Source organism: Tabrizicola sp. (genome assembly GCF_022842145.1).
Taxonomy (GTDB): Bacteria; Pseudomonadota; Alphaproteobacteria; order Rhodobacterales; family Rhodobacteraceae; genus Tabrizicola.
The window spans coordinates 69,950-86,249 of record NZ_JALHQD010000004.1 but is presented as its reverse complement, the minus strand read 5'-3'; the positions used below and the strand labels follow the sequence as shown (position 1 = coordinate 86,249).

The window sequence follows — 16,300 nt, the reverse complement described above, 5'->3', positions numbered from 1 at the left end:
GATGACCCTGCCATTCGACGGCGCGATCAGCCGCTACTTCCGTGAAGGCGCACCAAAAGAGGTGCGCAAGGCGATCGAGAAGGCGGGCAAGGACGAGATCATGACCGCCTCCTACCCCTACCGCGAGGAGATGAAGGGCAAGGACTACGAGCGTCAGATGGAGACCCTGCAGATCGAGCTTGCGAAGATGCAGGCCGGTCTGAAAGCCACCGGCAAGCGGGTGGTCGTCGTCTTCGAGGGCCGCGACGCCGCCGGCAAGGGCGGGACCATCAAGGCGGTGACGGAAAACCTGAACCCCCGCCAGGCCTATGTCGTGGCTCTGTCGAAACCGTCCGAGCGGGAAAGCCAGCAATGGTATTTCCAGCGCTACGTCGACTGGTTCCCTGCCAGGGGCGAAATCGCGCTTTTCGACCGCAGCTGGTACAACCGCGCGATGATCGAACATGTCTTCGGCTTCTGCAAACCCGAGGAGCGGGCGAAGTTCTTCAAGCAGCTGCCAGAGTTCGAGCAGATGATCGTCGACGAGGGGATCATCTTCCTGAAGATCTGGCTTGAGGTCGGGCGGGCAGAGCAGCTGAAGCGCTTCCTTGACCGCGAGGGAGACCTTCTGAAGCAGTGGAAGCTGTCCCAGATCGACGTCGACGGGCTGGCGAAGTGGGACGACTACTGCGCGGCCATCGACGAGACGATGGAGAAGACCCACTTCAAGCACGCGCCCTGGACGGTGATCCTGTCCGACGACAAGAAACGCGCCCGGATCGCGGCGATCCAGACGCTTCTTTCGGCCGTCGACTTTGCGGGCAAGGACGCGGCGGTCATCGGCAAGATCGACGACAAGATCTGCGGCGGGCCGAAACTGCGGTCGAAATGAAGCGAGGCTATCACCACGGCAATCTTCGGCAGGCGCTGGTCGAGGCGGCGCTGTTGCTGATCGCCGAAAAGGGGCCGCAGGGGTTCACCCTGTCCGAGGCGGCGAAGGCGGCGGATGTGACGCCGGCGGCGGTCTACCGGCACTTCGCCGGGCGGGATGATCTTTTGGCCGAGGTCGCGCGGCAGGGGTTCGACATTTTCGCGGCGCTTCTTGAATACGCCTATGATGAGGGGCGACCTTCCCCCCTTGCAGCTTTCGAGGCGACGGGGCGGGCTTATCTGGCCTTCGCGCGGAAGTATCCCGGCCATTACCAGGCGATGTTCGAGAGCGGGTTGCAGCCGGGCAAGCACCCCGACCTTGCCAATGTGGCGGCGAAGGCGCGGGCGACGATGGACCGGGCGGCCGAGGCCCTGGTCCGGGTCCTGCCCGAGGGGCGGCGGCCGCCGGCGAGCATGGTGTCGGCCCATGTCTGGGCGGTCTCCCACGGGGTGGTGGAGTTGTTTCTGCGGGGAAATGGCGGGCAGCAGCCTTGGCCGGCCGAGGACCTGCTGGAGTCCGGGATCGGGATCTATCTGCGGGGATTGGGGCTTCTGGCGCCGGACCGCTGAGCGTGGGCTGCCCGCGCGTGGACGCTTTTCAGCCACGAATGAAATCAAGGGCTTGGCTGTGAGCGTTCAGGTATTGTTAACACCTGATCCGCCGACGAGGGACGCGGAGTTTTCGAAAACTCCGCATCGGAGCCTTTGAAGGCTCCGGCACGATTTCTTCGAAGAAATCGGTGCCCGGCTTCAGCGGAACAGCACCAGTGCCGAGGGGCTCCAGGCGACGCGGACCTTCGTGCCGACGTCAAGGACCGGGCGTCCGGGCACGTTGCGCATCGACAGGCGCACCTCGACATCCGTGCCACCCAGATAGACGTCGTAATAGGTCATGTCGCCGAAGTAGATCACCTCGTCGATCACCCCATCCGTCTCGCGCTCGGGCGGTTTCTGGTCGTCGTAGAGGAGCGTCAGCGTTTCGGGGCGGAGGCCCACCACGGGCGTCTCTCCGGTCTTGGCCGGGGCCTGCGAGATGTCCAGCATCGCGCGGCCCAGACCCTTGGCGTCGACCTCGACCTTGTCACCCGATTCCGAGACGATCTCGGCGGGGATGAAGTTCATCGTGCCGATGAAATCCGCCACCTTCCGCGTTGCCGGGCGGCGATACAGCGTCTCGGGGTCCGCGAGTTGTGCAATCTCGCCCTCGAACATCACGGCAATGCGGTCGGACATGACCAGCGCCTCTTCCTGGTCATGGGTCACCAGAATGAAGGTGATGCCGACCTGGCGTTGCAGCTTGATCAGTTCGACCTGCATGTGCTCGCGCATCTTCTTGTCGAGGGCGCTGAGCGGTTCGTCCAGCAAAAGCACCTTCGGCTTCAGGATCAGCGCGCGGGCAAGCGCAACCCGCTGCCGCTGGCCACCCGACAGCGCATGCGCCGCCCGCTTGCCATAGCCCTTGAGGCCCACCTGATCCAACGCCTCGGCAACCGCCTTGGCCTTGTCTTCCTTCGACCGCGGATCCTTGCGCAAGCCGAAGCCGACGTTCTCTTCCACGGTCATGTGCGGAAAGATCGCGTAGCTTTGGAACACCATGTTGGTCGGGCGCGTGTTGGCCGCAACATCGGCCATGTCCTTGCCGTCGATCATGATCACGCCCGAGGAAATATCCTCGAACCCCGCGATGGTGCGCAGGAGCGTGGTCTTGCCGCAGCCCGAGGGCCCGAGAAGCGAGAAGAACTCCCCCGCCTTGATCGTGCCGTTGATCCCGCGCAGGGCGTGATAGTCGCCGTAGTATTTGTGGACGTCCTTGAACTCGATCATCGTTGGACGGTCATCGGAAAAGGTCACAGGAAGCCTCCGGAATCTTTACCGCCGGCCTTGGCGATGCCACGGCGGCGCATGTACTCGGCAAAGCCGAGCAGGATGATCGACATGCAGACCAGTACCGTCCCCAGGGCCAGCATCGAGGGCACCTTGTTGGGAAAGCGGAACTGGCCGAAGATATAGACCGACAGGATCGGTTCGCCGGACCCCAGGAAGTTCGCGATGATGAACTCGTCGAACGAGATGGTGAAGCAGATCAGGAACGAGGCCATGATCCCCGGCATGACCAAGGGCAGCACGATCAGCCGGAAAGTTGACCAGGCGGTTTCGCCAAGGTCCATCGCAGCCTCTTCCAGCGAACGGTCAAGGCTCTGGAAGGCCGAGGTCAGGATGGCCACAGCGAAGGGGGTGCAGATCAGCACCTGCCCCAGGATCACGGTGAAAAGCGACAGGGGAATGCCCGCCGACAGGAGCACGACCAGAAGCGCCATCGCCACGATCATCTCGGGCAGAACCAGCGGCAGCATGATCATTCCCATCAGCGGGGCCTTGCCGGGGAAGCGGTAGCGCACGCTGGCCCGGGCGGCGAAGATGCCGAGCACCGTCGAGATCGTGGCGACCGACAGGGCGATCATCAGGCTGTTCTTGGCCGCGTTCCGCAGGTTCTGGTCGGACGCCATCTCGGCAAACCAGCCGGCGGTGAAGCCTTGCAGCGGGAAGGCCACGACCCGGCTGTCGTTGAAGGCAAAGATCGGCAGCAGGAGGATGGGTCCGTAAAGGAACAGGAGGTAGAACAGCGTGTAGCTCTGCAGGATCGGCGCCTTCTTCATTTGCCGCCTCCGATGAAACGGCGGTTCCATACGACGAAGGCAACCGCGACGATGCCGACCATCAGCATCGAGGCCACCGCGAAGGCAGAGCCCTGCGGGAAGTTCTGCAGCTTCAGAAGCTGCGTCTCGATCAGGTTGGCGATCATCGGTTCCTTGCCATCACCGACCAGTTCCGGCGTGACATAGTCGCCGACGGTCGGGATGAAGACGATCAGGGCGGCGGCGATGACTCCGGGCATCGACAAGGGCAGCGTCACGCGCAGGAAGGTGACCCAGCGGCTTTCGCCGAGGTCCTGCCCTGCTTCCAGAAGCGAGCGGTCGACCTTTTCCAGGCTGACGAAGATGGGCAGCACAGCGAAGGGGGCGTAGGCGTGGGCCAGCACGATGATGATCGACAGGATCGAGTAGCTGGCGACGTTCAGCGGTTGCAGGCCGATGGCGGTCAAGGTGGAGTCCAGCACGCCGCCGTAGCCCAGGATAACGAACCACAGGCTGACGCGGATGATGTAGCTGGTCCAGAACGGGATGGTGATCAGGAACAGCCACAGGCTTTTCCGTTCCGGCTTGACGTGGAAGCTGACGAAATAGGCGACCGGATAGGCCAGCAGCACGGTGGTGGCGGTCACCACCAGCGCCACCATCAGCGACTTGAACATGATGTAGCCGTAGACCGACTTCGACCAGAGTTCGGAATAGTTCTCGAAGGTCAGCGGAAGCGAGACGTTGCCCCGCCCGCCGGTCATCACCGAGTAGATCAGCACTGTCGCCAGTGGCACGGCGAGCAGGAGAATCACGAAGATTGCTGTCGGAGAGATCAGCTTGAGGCCCGTCCTGGCCTCGGATCCCGGCGTTTGCGCCATCATTCCCCCTGTTCGGCCGCACTTCCGGCAGCCTTGTCATTTGATCAAATTAGACCGAAGGACCCGCTGGTGGCAAGAGGGCCATCAAACGAAAGGGAAATCAAGCCGCGATGGGTGGAGCCGGGGCGGGGGCGCCCCGGTCCGGGGTTAGCCGGCGACGCGTTCGATGGCGATCGCCCGTTTCTTCAGCTCGTCGTAAAGCGTGGGGACGATGCGGATCGAGCCCACCGCGACGCGCAGCGCCTCGGCGATGCGGGCCTCGGACGGATCGCTGGAGGCAACGCGCCAGATCATCCGGCGGGTGACGCCGTCGTCATAGACGATTTCGGTGCCGCCCTGACGGGTCTTGCGCCAACCAAGAAAATCCGCGCCGCCGTGCGGCGCGTGGAATGCATGTTGAAGTCCCATTTTTCGGGCTCTCTTTTTATATACTGCTCGTGGGCCGACTGTGAGGCAGGGCCTGCCCTTCGGTCAACTCACGGCTTGCCCAAATCCGCGTGATCGAGTCCCAAATGCCACAGGTCGGGAATTCCCTACACCAGCAGGTCCGAGGGCGGCCGGGCCAGAAGGTCCGCCAGCGTGCGCATGGCCTTCTCGAACGCCTCGCGCGGCAGGTTTCCGGCGATGGCGATGCGGACCGCGTTCGGGGCGCGGCCGTGGACGACGGCATATTCGTCGGCGGACCGGACAAGGACGCCCTTCGCCTCGGCGGTGCGCAGGAAGGTCGAGGCCCGCCAGCCGACCGGCAGACGCAGCCACACGAACGGCAGTCCCGGCTGCCAGCCCAGGTCGAAGGCACCAAGGTGGTTGACCAGGATCTGCAGCCGCGCGGCGAACTCGGTCTGGACCCGCTCACGGATCAGGGCGGCGTCGCCGGACTGGAAAAGGCGCAGCATCAGCTCGGCCACCGGACGCGACAGCGCGAAGAAGCCGTGCTGGGCGGTCAGGCGGCCCGCCTCGCCCATGCCGGCCGGACAGATCACGTAGCCGAAGCGCAAGGCGGCTGAGAGGGTCTTGGACACCGAGCCGACCAGCCAGACCCGCTCGGGTGCCAGCGCACGCAGCGAAGGGATGTCCGAGACGGCAATCGAATAGCAGTCGTCCTCGAGGATCTGCAGGTCGTAGGCGCGGGCGATCTCGGCGATCTCCTGTCGGCGTCGCACCGGCATCCGTCCGGTGGTCGGGTTCTGCGCCTCGGTCGTCAGGCACAGGACCTGCGCGCCGTGACGGCGGCAGGCGGCCTCAAGTGCGGCGGGGACGATGCCGTGCTCGTCGATCTCGACCGGCACCACTTCGGCGCGCGCGGCGCGGGCGGCATAGCGGAAACCGGGATAGGCCAGGTCCTCGATCAGCACGACCGGGCGTTCACCGCGCAGGCAGCAGTCGAAGATCAGATGGATCGCGTTCTGACCGCCATGCGTCAGGGCCACATCCTCGGGTCCGACCGGCCCCAGGATGCGGTCGCCCATCCAGGTCACCACTTCGGCCCGCAGCGCGGCCTCGCCGGACTGGCTGGTATAGTCGAGCCAGCCCTGCCCCGTCGTCCCCGCCATCTGCAGAAGCGCCTCGCGGAAGGCGTCCGCCTGACCCATCTCGGGCACCTGCGGCGCGCGGAAATCGACAAGCCCGGTCGCGCCACCGGTAACGCGTTCTGCATACAGCGGCTGCGTCGGCCCAAGGCGCGGAGATTGTGCAGCTACAAAGGTGCCCCGCCCGACGGTCGCGGCCAGCAGCCCCTCTTGCGTCGCCAACTGATAGGCCCGCGCCACCGTGCCTGGTGTCAGATGCAGCCGCCAGGCGAGGTCGCGGACGGTAGGCAATTGAGAATTGGGCGGTAAATCCCCACCACGGATCGCGTCCCGCAGCGCCCGCGACAGGGCCAGGTACTTCGGACCGGGGAATTGAGTCAGATCGGGTGCCCAAGTTGTATCTGTCACAATAATCCTCTGGCGACTCATTTGCGGGTGGAGTTACATTGTGTCTACCGAAACAAGCTTATTGTATCAATACAAATCGAAGGAGGCATAAATGCCCCAAGCCCAGATCCAGACACTCCACTTGCGCAGCCGCGCGGGCATTATCGCGCGCACCCTGGCCACATTGACCGAAATTCTCGCACGCCGCCGCGACCGCAACCGCCTGCGCCAGCTGGACGCGCACCTGTTGCGCGACATCGGCCTTGATCCGCTGGAAGCGCGCCGCGAATGCGCCAAACCCTTCTGGCAACCCTGACGCCAGTTCCCCCGAGCGTTCATCGCTCTTACCCCTGACTGGGCCGGGTTCACCCCGGCCCTTCTTTTTTTTGCAAATGGCTGGCCGCGGCGGAGCTTGCAGGTAAAGGCGTCTTGCCGCACCGTTAAAATGGTCCGATCCGGGCCGAACCAAAAAAGGGAACCGGGACAATGCGTGACCTCTTCATTCTGGCTTTGGAGAAACTGATTGCGGTCATCATCGTCGTGCTGATGATCGCGGTCGTAGTCGGTGCCGTCGCCACGATGGGCAGTGCCCAAGGCGGTGTGCTGCAAGGATTGGGGATCCTAGTCGGGGGCGCGCTCTACGTCGTCCTCACGGGTGGGATGCTGTATCTTTTCCTTGGCATCTACCACAACACCAAGCGCACAGCCGAGCTTCTCGCCGCACGCAGCTGATGCAAAGAAAAAGGCCCGCCAGAGGGGCGGGCCTTTCCAGAATAAGTAGAACCGATCAGCGCTTCGAGAACTGGAACGAGCGGCGGGCCTTCGGCTTGCCGTACTTCTTCCGCTCAACGACACGGCTGTCGCGGGTCAGGAAGCCTGCCGCTTTCAGGGCACCGCGCAGGGCGGGCTCGTACAGCTGCAGCGCCTTCGAGATGCCGTGCTTCACAGCGCCAGCCTGGCCCGAGAGGCCACCACCGGCGACGGTCGCGAAGACGTCGAACTGGCCTTCCACGTTGGCGACAGTGAAGGGCTGCTTCAGGATCATCTGCAGCACGGGACGGGCGAAGTAGACCGTCACTTCCTTGCCGTTGACCACGACCTTGCCGGAACCCGGCTTGATCCAGACGCGGGCGACCGCGTCCTTGCGCTTGCCGGTCGCGTAGGACCGGCCCAGCTTGTCACGGACCGCAACGCGGGGGGCAGCTTCGACCGCAGCAGGCGCCGAACCGACAGCCGACTTCAGGTCGTCGAGAGATTTGATATCGGCCATGATCACGCGCTCCGGGTGTTCTTCGGGTTCAGGACCTTGACGTCCAGAACGGTGGGCTGCTGTGCTTCATGCGGATGGGCGGCCCCGGCATAGACGCGCAGGTTCGTCATTTGCTGACGGCCCAGGCGGTTGCGGGTGATCATGCGCTCGACGGCCTTTTCCACCACACGCTCGGGGTGGTTGCCTTCCAGCACCTGCCGCGCGGTGCGCTGCTTGATGCCGCCCGGGTGGCCGGTGTGCCAGTAGTAGATCTTGTCGTTGCGCTTGTTGCCCGTCATCTGGATCTTGTCGGCGTTGATGATGATGACGTTGTCACCCATGTCCATGTGGGGGGTGAAGGTCGGCTTGTTCTTGCCGCGCAGGATGGAGGCGACGATCGTGGCAAGGCGGCCCAGAACAACGCCCTCGGCGTCGATCAGGATCCACTTCTTCTCGATGTCCGCCGGAGTAGCGGTGAAGGTTTTCATGGTTTTCCCAAAGAAGAAGGGGGCAGAAGCGCCCCCGGAAACTCGGATGCGGGCTTATCGCCGAAGCCCCGCTGCGCGTCAAGCATCAGAACCAAGATTTACTATAGCAAAATCAAAAGCTTACAATTAAGGTATCCAGATACCCCAAACGGATGTCTTTCATCTTTGTCCAAATATCCCCGCCGGAGGCTTCACCGAAGCTTGGGCGGGCGTGACGGGTCCATCCCGGGCGCCGCCGGGGCAGCGGGAGATGCAGGTGTCTCGGGCGCGGGCAGGTCGAACCGAAGCCCGACCTTCGCCATCGCCCTGGCCGCCGCATCCCCTGCGCGCAGAAATACCACGTCCAGCTCGCCCGCCTCGATGCCCGAGAAGACCAGCGCCTCGTTCATCGCGCGGGCGAGCGGGGCCTCGGCCCCGTCCGCCGCATCCAGAAGCGCCAGAAGATGCCCGCGCCGTCCGCCCGCATAGACCACGCCCGCCAGCACCGCCGCCGAAGCAAGCCCCCCGGCACGGGCCAGTTTGCCGTCCAGCGCGGCGATCACCGCCGCCGGCACGGTCGGCGGGACGAACTCTTCCGGTTTCGCCTCCACCTCCTCGGGCGCCTCTTCCAAGGTCACGGCCAGCCAGTCCATCGCTTCGGGCGGCAGCAGCATCGAGGAGGGGGCCACCCCCAGGTTCACCCCCATGCCGATCCCCTGCCCTTTCAACAGCCCCGCGATGACCCGGCCCGGCAGGGCGGCATAGGGCGCGATCCCGCCGCTGAAGCTTGCCAGCCGTTCCTCGCGGTCGAAGACCAGGACCACGGGGCCGTCTTCGAGGTCGAAGATGCGCGGCTCCAGGCTTTCGCCCACCGCCTCGCGTTCCAGAAGCAGGACGAGTTCGCCATCGGCCAGCCGTTCGAAGAAGCGCAGGCGGAGCGCCTCGTTCTCGGGGTCGGCCGAGACGGCGGCGTGGGCTGCATCCAGCAGAGAGATGATTTCAGACATCCAGAACCTCCCGCACCCGGGCGCGCAAGGCGGGAAGAAGTTCGGCCTCGAACCAGGGATGGCGTTTCAGCCACCCCGTATTCCGCCATGAGGGATGCGGCAAGGGAAAGACGCCATGCGCAGCGGGGCCGCGCCAATCGGCCACGGCCCGGGTCACGTCGCGCAGCCCCAGATGCCAGCGGATCGCCGCGCCACCGACAAGGAGCGTCAGGTCAACCGGGGCAAGGCTCTCCAGCACCCGCGCGCGCCAGGTCGCCGCACAGATCGGTGGCGGAGGAAGGTCGGAACCCTTTGCATCATAGCCCGGAAAGCAGAACCCCATCGGTACAACCGCCACGCGGTCAAGGTCGTAGAACTCGGCCCCGGTCACCCCCATCCAGTCGCGCAGCCGGTCGCCGGAGCGGTCGGTGAAGGGCCGCCCGCTCTCGTGCACGCGCAGTCCGGGGGCCTGTCCCGCCACCAGAAGCCGGGCGCCAGGGCGGAACCAGGCCACCGGCCGCGGCGCGTGGCCGGTCGCGGTGGCGGCGAACCGGTCGGCGCACAGGCGGCAGGCGCGGATGTCCTCGGTCAACCCCATGCCCGGCAGACTGATGCCTCACCGGGCGCGCGGCAACCCCGGCCGGTCGGGCTGGCGGAAATCTTCCCGGCGGTAATATCCCCGCCAGAGGCTCCTCCAGCCGGCGATCAGCACCACGACCGGTCCCTGGTCCGCGGCAGCGCCGTTGCGGGGGGGGCGATGCCCCCCGCGACGGCTCCCCTTTTCAGGTTCAGGCCCATTGCGGCGCGCCGGATTCCGGGTCAAATGGCCTGAGCCCCTGTCGAGTGCGCCGATGTACCGCGTTTCCTCCTTCGTGCCCCGTTTCGCCAAGGCCCTGCTCGGCGGTGCTGCGCTGGCGACGCTCTGGGTCAACCTTTCGCCGGCCAGCTATTACGACGCAATCGAATGGCGGCTTCTGGACCTGTCGCTGGCCTCCTGGATCGCGCCCCTGCCGTTCAGCCTCACCCCGCTGAACCTGGTGGCGGACGGGGCCATGTCGCTGTTTCTCTTCTTCATCGCCAAGGAGTTGTGGGAGGCCCTGACCCTGGAACACGGGTCGCTGAAGGGACGCGAGGCGCTGCTGCCTGCAGGCCTGACGCTGGGCGGCCTGCTCGGTGCGGCCCTGGTATGGATCGGGGTCGGCAGCCTGATCGAGACGGCCGAGGAAGCGGCTTTCGCCAACGGCTGGCAGGTACCGCTCGGGACGGACGTGCTTCTCTGCTTTCTGGTCGGGCGCAGTGTCTTCGGGCCGCGGCATCCCGCACTGCACTTGCTGCTCCTTCTGGCCATCGCCACCGACATCCTTGCCCTTCTGATCGCAGGGCTGACCCAACCCACCTTTTCGTTGCGCCTTGCGTGGCTGCTTCTGCCGTTGGGCGTCTGCCTGGCGACCTGGGCGCTGTTCGGTCGCACGCCGGACCGGGCCGCACCCGAAACCCAGCGCCGCGCCGGCCAGCGGCTGCTCCCCTATGTCATTGCCGGGCTTCTGTCCTGGATCGGGGTCGCCGCTTCGGGATTGCCGCCAGTCCTGGGGCTTTTGCCGGTGATCCCCGCCATCGCCCATGCCGACCGCAGTTTCGGCCTGTTCGCCGAAGCCGAGGAGCTTCTGCACGACCCCCTGAACCGGCTGACCCATGCGCTGGCCTGGCCGCTGACCGGGGTTCTGTTCCTCTTCGGCCTGACGCGGGGCGGCATCGACCTTTCGGCCTTCGCCCCCACCACGCTGACCACTCTGGCCGCGCTCTGGCTGGGTCGGCCGCTGGGAATGATCCTGCTCGGTCTTGGCCTTGCCGCCGTCCTGGGCCTGCGCCTGCCGCCCGGCATCACCCTGCGCGACATCCTGCGGATCAGCCTGATCATGGGCATGGGCTTCACCGTTCCGGCCCTTACCCTGGCCACGGCCCTTCCCGGCGGCGCGATGCAGGAGGCCGCACGGCTGGGCCTGGCCATCAGCCTTCTGGCCGGACCCGCCGCGATGCTTGTGGCCCGCCCGCGACAGGCGACGGTCTGACGCCGTCAAGGGCACGCCCCGCATCAACCTCGGCCCTTTAAAGGCCACAAACCCAATGTTAACGATATGGACGTAGCAAGAGTGAGACGCCCGACGCACGGGCGCCGAGGCAATGATGATCGAGTTCCGGGACGTGTCGAAATCCTTCTGGACTGGAACGCAGCGCAAGGTGATCCTTGACCGCGCATCATTTCGGGTGGAACCGGGCAACTCGCTTGGCATTCTTGCGGGCAACGGCACCGGCAAGACGACGATCATCAACATGATGGCGGGTCTGGAAAAACCGGACGAAGGCACGATCCGCAAGACCTCGCGCGTGTCTTTCCCGCTGGGCTTCATGGGCGGGGTGAACAACAAGCACTCGGCCAAGGAAAACTGCCGCTACATCGCCCGGCTTTACGGCCTTGATCCCGACTACGTCGAAAGCTTCTGCCGCTGGGTCTGCGGGCTTGGCGAGTATTTCGAGATGCCGCTTGCCACCTATTCCTCGGGGATGCGAAGCCGCTTCTCGTTCGCCCTTCTCCTGTCGATCGAGTTCGACATATACCTGATCGACGAAGGCATGCCCGCAACCGCCGATGTCGAGTTCAACCGCAAGGCGGGCAACATCCTGAAAGAACGGCTGAAGAGTTCGACCGTTGTCATTGTCTCGCACTCGCCGAAGACGCTTGAGAAGTTCTGCCGCACGGCCGCCGTGCTTCGGAACGGAAAGCTCTATCAGTTCGAGACCCTGGAAGAAGCGAAACGCCTCTATGACTACGACGCCTAAGGTTCCGCGCTACAACACCCGCCCGGTGGACCGGTCGACCGTCGCACCCGATGGAGGCGAGGGCGGTCAGCTTTTCGACACCCAGGACGACGGCTTTGGCAATATGGACTTTCGCCGCCCCGAGGATCAGGCAGCCAGTCGCGGTCCCGATCCGGCCCAAATCCCCGACCCCGCGACCCTGGACCCCGCGACCCCCGAACCCTCGCCCCGCGAGCCTGACGCCACCGCCGAGCCGCCCCCCCGCGCCGTCACTCCCGACGAGATTGCCCGCGTCAATGCCGCGATCCTGACCGAGGGACTGACGGAACGCCAGTTGCGCCGCGCCCTCCTGATCGCACAGCGCAGCCAGCTTGCCCCCAAATCCGAAGCCGACGCGGTCCGTCTTCTGCGCGAATCCGGCGTCGATCCGTTTTCGCGCGCCTCGATCCTGCGCGTGGTCACCCCCTCGGCGGACGCGCAAGCGCGCACCACCCAGGAACCCGCGCAGCCCGTCACCGGGACCGGGACCGAAATCGCCCGCCTGCCCGGCGACGTCGTGCAACTGCCAAAGAAGGCAAAGCCGATCGCGGTCCCCTCGACCGAGCAGCGCGCCGAGGTCAACCAGGCGGCGGAAATCCTGCGCATGCAGCAGGACATCGCCCGCCGCCGCCGTCGCCGCCTGGCGCTTCTGGGCGCGCGGCTGTTCGCCTTCGTCCTTCTGCCGACGATCCTTGCGGGCTGGTACTTCTACATGATGGCGACGCCGATGTATTCGGTGCGGTCCGAATTCGTCATCCAGCAGGCTGGCCCCAGTGGCGGTGGCGGATCGTTGGGCGGGCTGTTTTCCGGCACCGCATTCGCCACCTCGCAGGATTCGATCGCGGTGCAGGGCTACCTGCAATCGCGCGAGGCGATGGGCCGGCTGGACGAGGACCTGGGCTTCCGGACCCATTTTCAAAGCAGCGAGATCGACCAGTTGCAAAGGCTGGCCGCAGATGCCGGCATGGAAGCCGCCTACAAGGTTTACAGGAAGTTCCTGAAGATCTCGTTCGACACCACCGAGGGCGTGATCCGCATGGACGTGATCGCGGCCGATCCCCAGGTCGCCGCGGACTGGTCGCGGCAGCTGATCGGCTATGCCGAGGAACAGGTCGACCACCTGACGCAGCGGCTTCGGGGTGACCAGATGCGTGACGCGCAGGCGGGCTACGATTCCGCGCAGACCGCGCTGACCGAGTCGCAGAAACGGCTGATCGAGCTGCAGGAGAAGTTCAAGATCCTGTCCTCGGAAACCGAAGTCGGCCTGATCGTCGGCCAGATCTCGGGACTTGAGAACCAGCTTACCCAGGAACGCCTGGCGCTGGCGCAGATGGAATCCAACGCCGAGCCGAACCAGGCGCGGATGGCCCCGATCAAGCAGCGCATCGAAACCCTGGAAGGCCAGGTCGGCGAGCTGCGCGCCCGGATGACCGAAACCACGGCGGGTGCGACCAGTCTTGCGGAAATCCAGGGCCAGCTTCTTGTCGCGCAGGCCGACCTGCAGACCCGGCAGATGCTGCTTGCCCAGGCGCTCCAGTCGATGGAGACCTCGCGCGTCGAGGCCAACCGTCAGGTCCGCTATCTGTCGCTGTCGGTCAGCCCGATCCCGCCGGACGAGCCCGCCTTCCCCCGCGCATTCGAGAACACGCTGGTGACGCTGTTGATCATGCTGGGGATTTACCTCATGGTCTCGATGACCGCCGCGATCCTGCGGGAACAGGTTTCGTCGTAGGAAAGACGCATGACGGATGTAAGGATCGGCGGGTTGACCGTCGGCAATGACCTGCCGCTTCTGGTCATTGCCGGCCCCTGCCAGCTGGAAAGCCTGGACCACGCCCAGATGATCGCGGGCGAAATGGCGCAGGCCTGTGCGGCCGCAGGCGCGCAATATGTCTTCAAGGCCAGCTACGACAAGGCCAACCGCACCTCGCTGTCGGGCAAGCGCGGCCTTGGGATGGAGGCTGGCCTTCAGGTGCTGGCGGCGATCCGCGCCATGGGACTGCCCGTCCTGACCGATGTCCACGACGCAGGTCAGGCGCGTGAGGCGGCGACGGTCGTCGACGTGATCCAGATCCCGGCCTTCCTTTGCCGCCAGACCGACCTGCTGCTCGCCGCGGGTGAAACCGGGGCCGTGGTGAACGTCAAGAAGGGTCAGTTCCTGGCCCCCTGGGACATGGCGAACGTGGCGGCAAAGGTCGCCTCGACCGGCAACGACCGCATCCTCTTGACCGAGCGCGGTGTCAGCTTCGGCTACAACGCCCTGGTCACCGACATGCGCAGCCTGCCGATCATGGCCAAGACCGGCTACCCGGTGATCATGGATGCCACCCATTCGGTGCAGCAGCCGGGCGGCCAGGGGGATTCCTCGGGCGGCCAGCGCGAATTTGCACCCGTGATGGCTCGCGCCGCCGTGTCGTTGGGAATAGCCGGTGTCTTCATCGAGACGCACGAGGATCCGGACCGCGCCCCCTCGGACGGGCCGAACATGATTCCTCTCTCCCGGATGGCGGCGCTGGTGGAAAGCCTCATGGGTTTCGACCGCCTGGCCAAGGCCGATCCGCTGCGGGTCTGACACGACCCGCATGACGTTGCGGCCACATTGTCGCTTACCTTCGCCGCGCCAGTCGTGCCGAAACTGACCTCGGTGCGCTTGTGGTCGGGCCTGCGGGCCTAATCGACGGCCAGCCGAAAATGGGACCAACTACGGAAAGGGCCATTGATTTCCCTACACTTGACCGCTTCTTCCAGCGTGGACGCGCGGGGCGCAGGGCGGACGTAGGGTGGGCGATCCGCCCACCGTCCCTTTAAACCGCCTGACCCGCAGCCCAGCCCGAAGACCAGGCCCACTGGAAATTGTAGCCGCCCAGCCAGCCGGTCACGTCCACCACCTCGCCGATGAAGTAGAGCCCCGGCACGCCCTTCGCTTCCATCGTCCGCCCGTCCAGCGCCGCCGTGTCGACGCCCCCCAGCGTGACCTCGGCGGTCCGGTAGCCTTCGGACCCGACCGGCACCAGCCGCCAGTCCGCGATGCCTGCGGCCACCCGGTCAAGCACCGCGCCGGGAAGCTCGGCCATCGTTCCCGACACTCCGGCAGCGTCCTCCAGGTGTCGCGCCAGCCGTTCGGGCAGCCAGCGGCCCAGCACTGTCCGCAGCGCAGCCTTCCCCCGCGCCGCCCGCAACTCGGCCGCGACATCCCGCCCCGGCAGAAGGTTCACCGAGAGGGCCTCGCCCTCGCGCCAGTAGGACGAGATCTGCAGCACCGCCGGCCCCGAAAGCCCCCGATGCGTGAAAAGCACCGCCTCGTCAAAGCCCTGGCGGCCGCAAGAGACGCGCGCGGCCAAGGAAACCCCGGCCAACTCGCGCATCCAGGCCAGTTCGTGGTCCGCGAAGGTCAGCGGCACCAAAGCGGGGCGCGTCTCGACGAGGGGCAGACCGAAACGCTCGGCAATCTGGTAGCCATAGCCCGTGGCCCCCATCTTCGGGATCGACTTGCCCCCGGTCGCCACCACGACGGCCCGAGCCCGCTGCAGACCCCGCGCGGTATCGACCTCGAACCCTGCGGCAGTCTGCCGGATCTCGCCCGGGGCGCAGCCCAGCCAAAGCGTGACGCCGGCCGCCTGCATGTCGCGGAGCAGCATCTCGACCACCTGCGTCGCCGACCCGTCGCAGAAAAGCTGCCCCAGCGTCTTCTCGTGCCAGGCAATCCCCGCGGCATCCATGCGCGCGATGAAATCCCACTGGGTAAACCGCTTCAGCGCCGAGAGCGCAAAGCGCGGGTTTCGCGACAGGAAGCGATCGGGCTCGATGTTCAGGTTGGTGAAATTGCACCGCCCGCCGCCCGAAATCCGGATCTTTTCGCCCGGCGCCTTGGCGTGGTCGATGACCAGAACCTTGCGGCCCCGGCGTCCGGCTTCGACGGCGGCCATCATGCCGGCAGCCCCGGCCCCAAGGATGAGAACGTCCCAAGTCATGCCCCGTCCTAGCCCGCCCCGTCCATTCCGGCAAGCCGCGGCGGGAAGGCGAATTTTTCCCCTTTCGCCCCTTGCACGCCCCCACCCGCTTCGCTAAACACCCCGGCACGGTTGGGGCGTCGCCAAGTGGTAAGGCATCGGTTTTTGGTACCGACATACCTAGGTTCGAATCCTAGCGCCCCAGCCAACCAATTTCTTCCTTCGTGGCATAAACCTACCCTGCAGCTCCTTTTGCTAGGGTAAGCGAATTGCCCCACGGGATGCCCCACATTCTGTCACACACCATGCCGCCTCAGACCTCACACTTGCCATAGTGGCCTGCTAAGTAGTCGTTGGGGCATCCCGAGCCCGATCAAGCCGTCCAACCTGGCACATAGGCCAAGATCAGCATGACTGAACCATCAGACGAGAACCTTCAGGCACTTCGAC

The 16,300-nt window shown here is 65.5% G+C and carries 18 protein-coding genes and 1 tRNA gene; 9 read left to right on the top strand and 10 right to left on the bottom strand.

Features of this window, described 5'->3' with window-relative positions; all coding sequences use genetic code 11:
- The first annotated feature begins 1 nt into the window (after position 1).
- Positions 2-871, top strand: coding sequence for a polyphosphate kinase 2 (ppk2, locus tag Q0C42_RS11485; protein ID WP_295075585.1), 870 nt, complete (start codon positions 2-4; stop codon positions 869-871).
- Complete coding sequence (locus Q0C42_RS11480) at positions 868-1,479, top strand: TetR/AcrR family transcriptional regulator (RefSeq protein WP_295075582.1); 612 nt, start codon at positions 868-870, stop codon at positions 1,477-1,479. Before ppk2 ends, Q0C42_RS11480 begins: the two co-directional genes overlap by 4 nt.
- A gap of 180 nt (positions 1,480-1,659) precedes the next feature.
- Here Q0C42_RS11480 and Q0C42_RS11475 read toward each other — a convergent pair whose 3' ends face one another.
- The 5 genes from Q0C42_RS11475 to Q0C42_RS11455 form a co-directional block, all read right to left on the bottom strand.
- Positions 1,660-2,733 (bottom strand): ABC transporter ATP-binding protein, encoded by a 1,074-nt coding sequence (locus Q0C42_RS11475; RefSeq protein ID WP_295075579.1) that lies wholly within the window; start codon positions 2,731-2,733, stop codon positions 1,660-1,662.
- 23 nt (positions 2,734-2,756) lie between these two features.
- Positions 2,757-3,566 carry an ABC transporter permease gene (locus Q0C42_RS11470; protein WP_295075576.1) on the bottom strand — a complete coding sequence of 270 codons (810 nt, stop codon included), beginning with the start codon at positions 3,564-3,566 and terminating at the stop codon, positions 2,757-2,759.
- Positions 3,563-4,426, bottom strand: coding sequence for an ABC transporter permease (locus tag Q0C42_RS11465; protein WP_295075572.1), 864 nt, complete (start codon positions 4,424-4,426; stop codon positions 3,563-3,565). The genes Q0C42_RS11470 and Q0C42_RS11465 overlap by 4 nt, the downstream gene beginning before the upstream one ends.
- A gap of 147 nt (positions 4,427-4,573) precedes the next feature.
- Positions 4,574-4,834 (bottom strand): hypothetical protein, encoded by a 261-nt coding sequence (locus tag Q0C42_RS11460; protein WP_295075569.1) that lies wholly within the window; start codon positions 4,832-4,834, stop codon positions 4,574-4,576.
- Between the two features lie 125 nt (positions 4,835-4,959).
- A complete protein-coding gene (locus tag Q0C42_RS11455) occupies positions 4,960-6,363 on the bottom strand; it encodes a PLP-dependent aminotransferase family protein (protein ID WP_295075566.1) in 1,404 nt (467 codons plus the stop codon).
- A gap of 91 nt (positions 6,364-6,454) precedes the next feature.
- On the opposite strand from Q0C42_RS11455, the gene Q0C42_RS11450 reads away from it, so the two are divergent.
- Positions 6,455-6,658 carry a DUF1127 domain-containing protein gene (locus Q0C42_RS11450; RefSeq protein WP_295075563.1) on the top strand — a complete coding sequence of 68 codons (204 nt, stop codon included), beginning with the start codon at positions 6,455-6,457 and terminating at the stop codon, positions 6,656-6,658.
- Positions 6,659-6,828: 170 nt separating this feature from the next.
- On the top strand, positions 6,829-7,074 hold the full coding sequence (locus tag Q0C42_RS11445; protein ID WP_295075560.1) for a hypothetical protein: 246 nt from the start codon (positions 6,829-6,831) through the stop codon (positions 7,072-7,074).
- A 55-nt stretch (positions 7,075-7,129) separates the two neighbouring features.
- On the opposite strand, the gene rpsI is transcribed toward Q0C42_RS11445, so the two are convergent.
- The 4 genes from rpsI to Q0C42_RS11425 form a co-directional block, all read right to left on the bottom strand.
- Entirely contained in the window at positions 7,130-7,612 is a 483-nt protein-coding gene (rpsI, locus tag Q0C42_RS11440) for a 30S ribosomal protein S9 (protein ID WP_295075557.1), read from the bottom strand.
- Positions 7,613-7,614: 2 nt separating this feature from the next.
- On the bottom strand, positions 7,615-8,079 hold the full coding sequence (gene rplM / locus Q0C42_RS11435; protein ID WP_295075554.1) for a 50S ribosomal protein L13: 465 nt from the start codon (positions 8,077-8,079) through the stop codon (positions 7,615-7,617).
- A gap of 191 nt (positions 8,080-8,270) precedes the next feature.
- A complete protein-coding gene (locus Q0C42_RS11430; protein WP_295076285.1) occupies positions 8,271-9,053 on the bottom strand; it encodes an SseB family protein in 783 nt (260 codons plus the stop codon).
- Between the two features lie 4 nt (positions 9,054-9,057).
- Positions 9,058-9,642 (bottom strand): uracil-DNA glycosylase family protein, encoded by a 585-nt coding sequence (locus Q0C42_RS11425; RefSeq protein WP_295075551.1) that lies wholly within the window; start codon positions 9,640-9,642, stop codon positions 9,058-9,060.
- A gap of 253 nt (positions 9,643-9,895) precedes the next feature.
- On the opposite strand from Q0C42_RS11425, the gene Q0C42_RS11420 reads away from it, so the two are divergent.
- From Q0C42_RS11420 to kdsA, 4 genes are all read left to right on the top strand, one after another.
- Entirely contained in the window at positions 9,896-11,113 is a 1,218-nt protein-coding gene (locus Q0C42_RS11420) for a Na+/H+ antiporter NhaA (protein ID WP_295075548.1), read from the top strand.
- A gap of 115 nt (positions 11,114-11,228) precedes the next feature.
- Positions 11,229-11,882: an ABC transporter ATP-binding protein gene (locus tag Q0C42_RS11415; RefSeq protein ID WP_295075545.1), complete on the top strand. Its 654-nt coding sequence runs from the start codon at positions 11,229-11,231 to the stop codon at positions 11,880-11,882.
- On the top strand, positions 11,866-13,632 hold the full coding sequence (locus Q0C42_RS11410) for a capsule biosynthesis protein (protein WP_295075542.1): 1,767 nt from the start codon (positions 11,866-11,868) through the stop codon (positions 13,630-13,632). The genes Q0C42_RS11415 and Q0C42_RS11410 overlap by 17 nt, the downstream gene beginning before the upstream one ends.
- Positions 13,633-13,641: 9 nt before the next feature.
- Positions 13,642-14,472, top strand: coding sequence for a 3-deoxy-8-phosphooctulonate synthase (kdsA, locus tag Q0C42_RS11405; protein WP_295075539.1), 831 nt, complete (start codon positions 13,642-13,644; stop codon positions 14,470-14,472).
- 232 nt (positions 14,473-14,704) lie between these two features.
- Here the strand turns inward: kdsA and Q0C42_RS11400 are convergent, their stop codons facing one another.
- Positions 14,705-15,871 (bottom strand): NAD(P)/FAD-dependent oxidoreductase, encoded by a 1,167-nt coding sequence (locus Q0C42_RS11400; RefSeq protein WP_295075536.1) that lies wholly within the window; start codon positions 15,869-15,871, stop codon positions 14,705-14,707.
- Between the two features lie 112 nt (positions 15,872-15,983).
- On the opposite strand from Q0C42_RS11400, the gene Q0C42_RS11395 reads away from it, so the two are divergent.
- Positions 15,984-16,058 (top strand) — tRNA-Gln (locus Q0C42_RS11395).
- The last annotated feature ends 242 nt before the right edge of the window (positions 16,059-16,300 follow it).

Bases quoted from the DNA above. Each gene is read 5' to 3' on its own strand.
- ppk2 (WP_295075585.1), top strand. From the start codon at position 2: ATGACCCTGCCATTCGACGGCGCGATCAGCCGCTACTTCCGTGAAGGC.
- Q0C42_RS11480 (WP_295075582.1), top strand. From the start codon at position 868: ATGAAGCGAGGCTATCACCACGGCAATCTTCGGCAGGCGCTGGTCGAG.
- Q0C42_RS11475 (WP_295075579.1), bottom strand. From the start codon at position 2,733: ATGATCGAGTTCAAGGACGTCCACAAATACTACGGCGACTATCACGCC.
- Q0C42_RS11470 (WP_295075576.1), bottom strand. From the start codon at position 3,566: ATGAAGAAGGCGCCGATCCTGCAGAGCTACACGCTGTTCTACCTCCTG.
- Q0C42_RS11465 (WP_295075572.1), bottom strand. From the start codon at position 4,426: ATGGCGCAAACGCCGGGATCCGAGGCCAGGACGGGCCTCAAGCTGATC.
- Q0C42_RS11460 (WP_295075569.1), bottom strand. From the start codon at position 4,834: ATGGGACTTCAACATGCATTCCACGCGCCGCACGGCGGCGCGGATTTT.
- Q0C42_RS11450 (WP_295075563.1), top strand. From the start codon at position 6,455: ATGCCCCAAGCCCAGATCCAGACACTCCACTTGCGCAGCCGCGCGGGC.
- Q0C42_RS11445 (WP_295075560.1), top strand. From the start codon at position 6,829: ATGCGTGACCTCTTCATTCTGGCTTTGGAGAAACTGATTGCGGTCATC.
- rpsI (WP_295075557.1), bottom strand. From the start codon at position 7,612: ATGGCCGATATCAAATCTCTCGACGACCTGAAGTCGGCTGTCGGTTCG.
- rplM (WP_295075554.1), bottom strand. From the start codon at position 8,079: ATGAAAACCTTCACCGCTACTCCGGCGGACATCGAGAAGAAGTGGATC.
- Q0C42_RS11425 (WP_295075551.1), bottom strand. From the start codon at position 9,642: ATGGGGTTGACCGAGGACATCCGCGCCTGCCGCCTGTGCGCCGACCGG.
- Q0C42_RS11420 (WP_295075548.1), top strand. From the start codon at position 9,896: ATGTACCGCGTTTCCTCCTTCGTGCCCCGTTTCGCCAAGGCCCTGCTC.
- Q0C42_RS11415 (WP_295075545.1), top strand. From the start codon at position 11,229: ATGATCGAGTTCCGGGACGTGTCGAAATCCTTCTGGACTGGAACGCAG.
- Q0C42_RS11410 (WP_295075542.1), top strand. From the start codon at position 11,866: ATGACTACGACGCCTAAGGTTCCGCGCTACAACACCCGCCCGGTGGAC.
- kdsA (WP_295075539.1), top strand. From the start codon at position 13,642: ATGACGGATGTAAGGATCGGCGGGTTGACCGTCGGCAATGACCTGCCG.
- Q0C42_RS11400 (WP_295075536.1), bottom strand. From the start codon at position 15,871: ATGACTTGGGACGTTCTCATCCTTGGGGCCGGGGCTGCCGGCATGATG.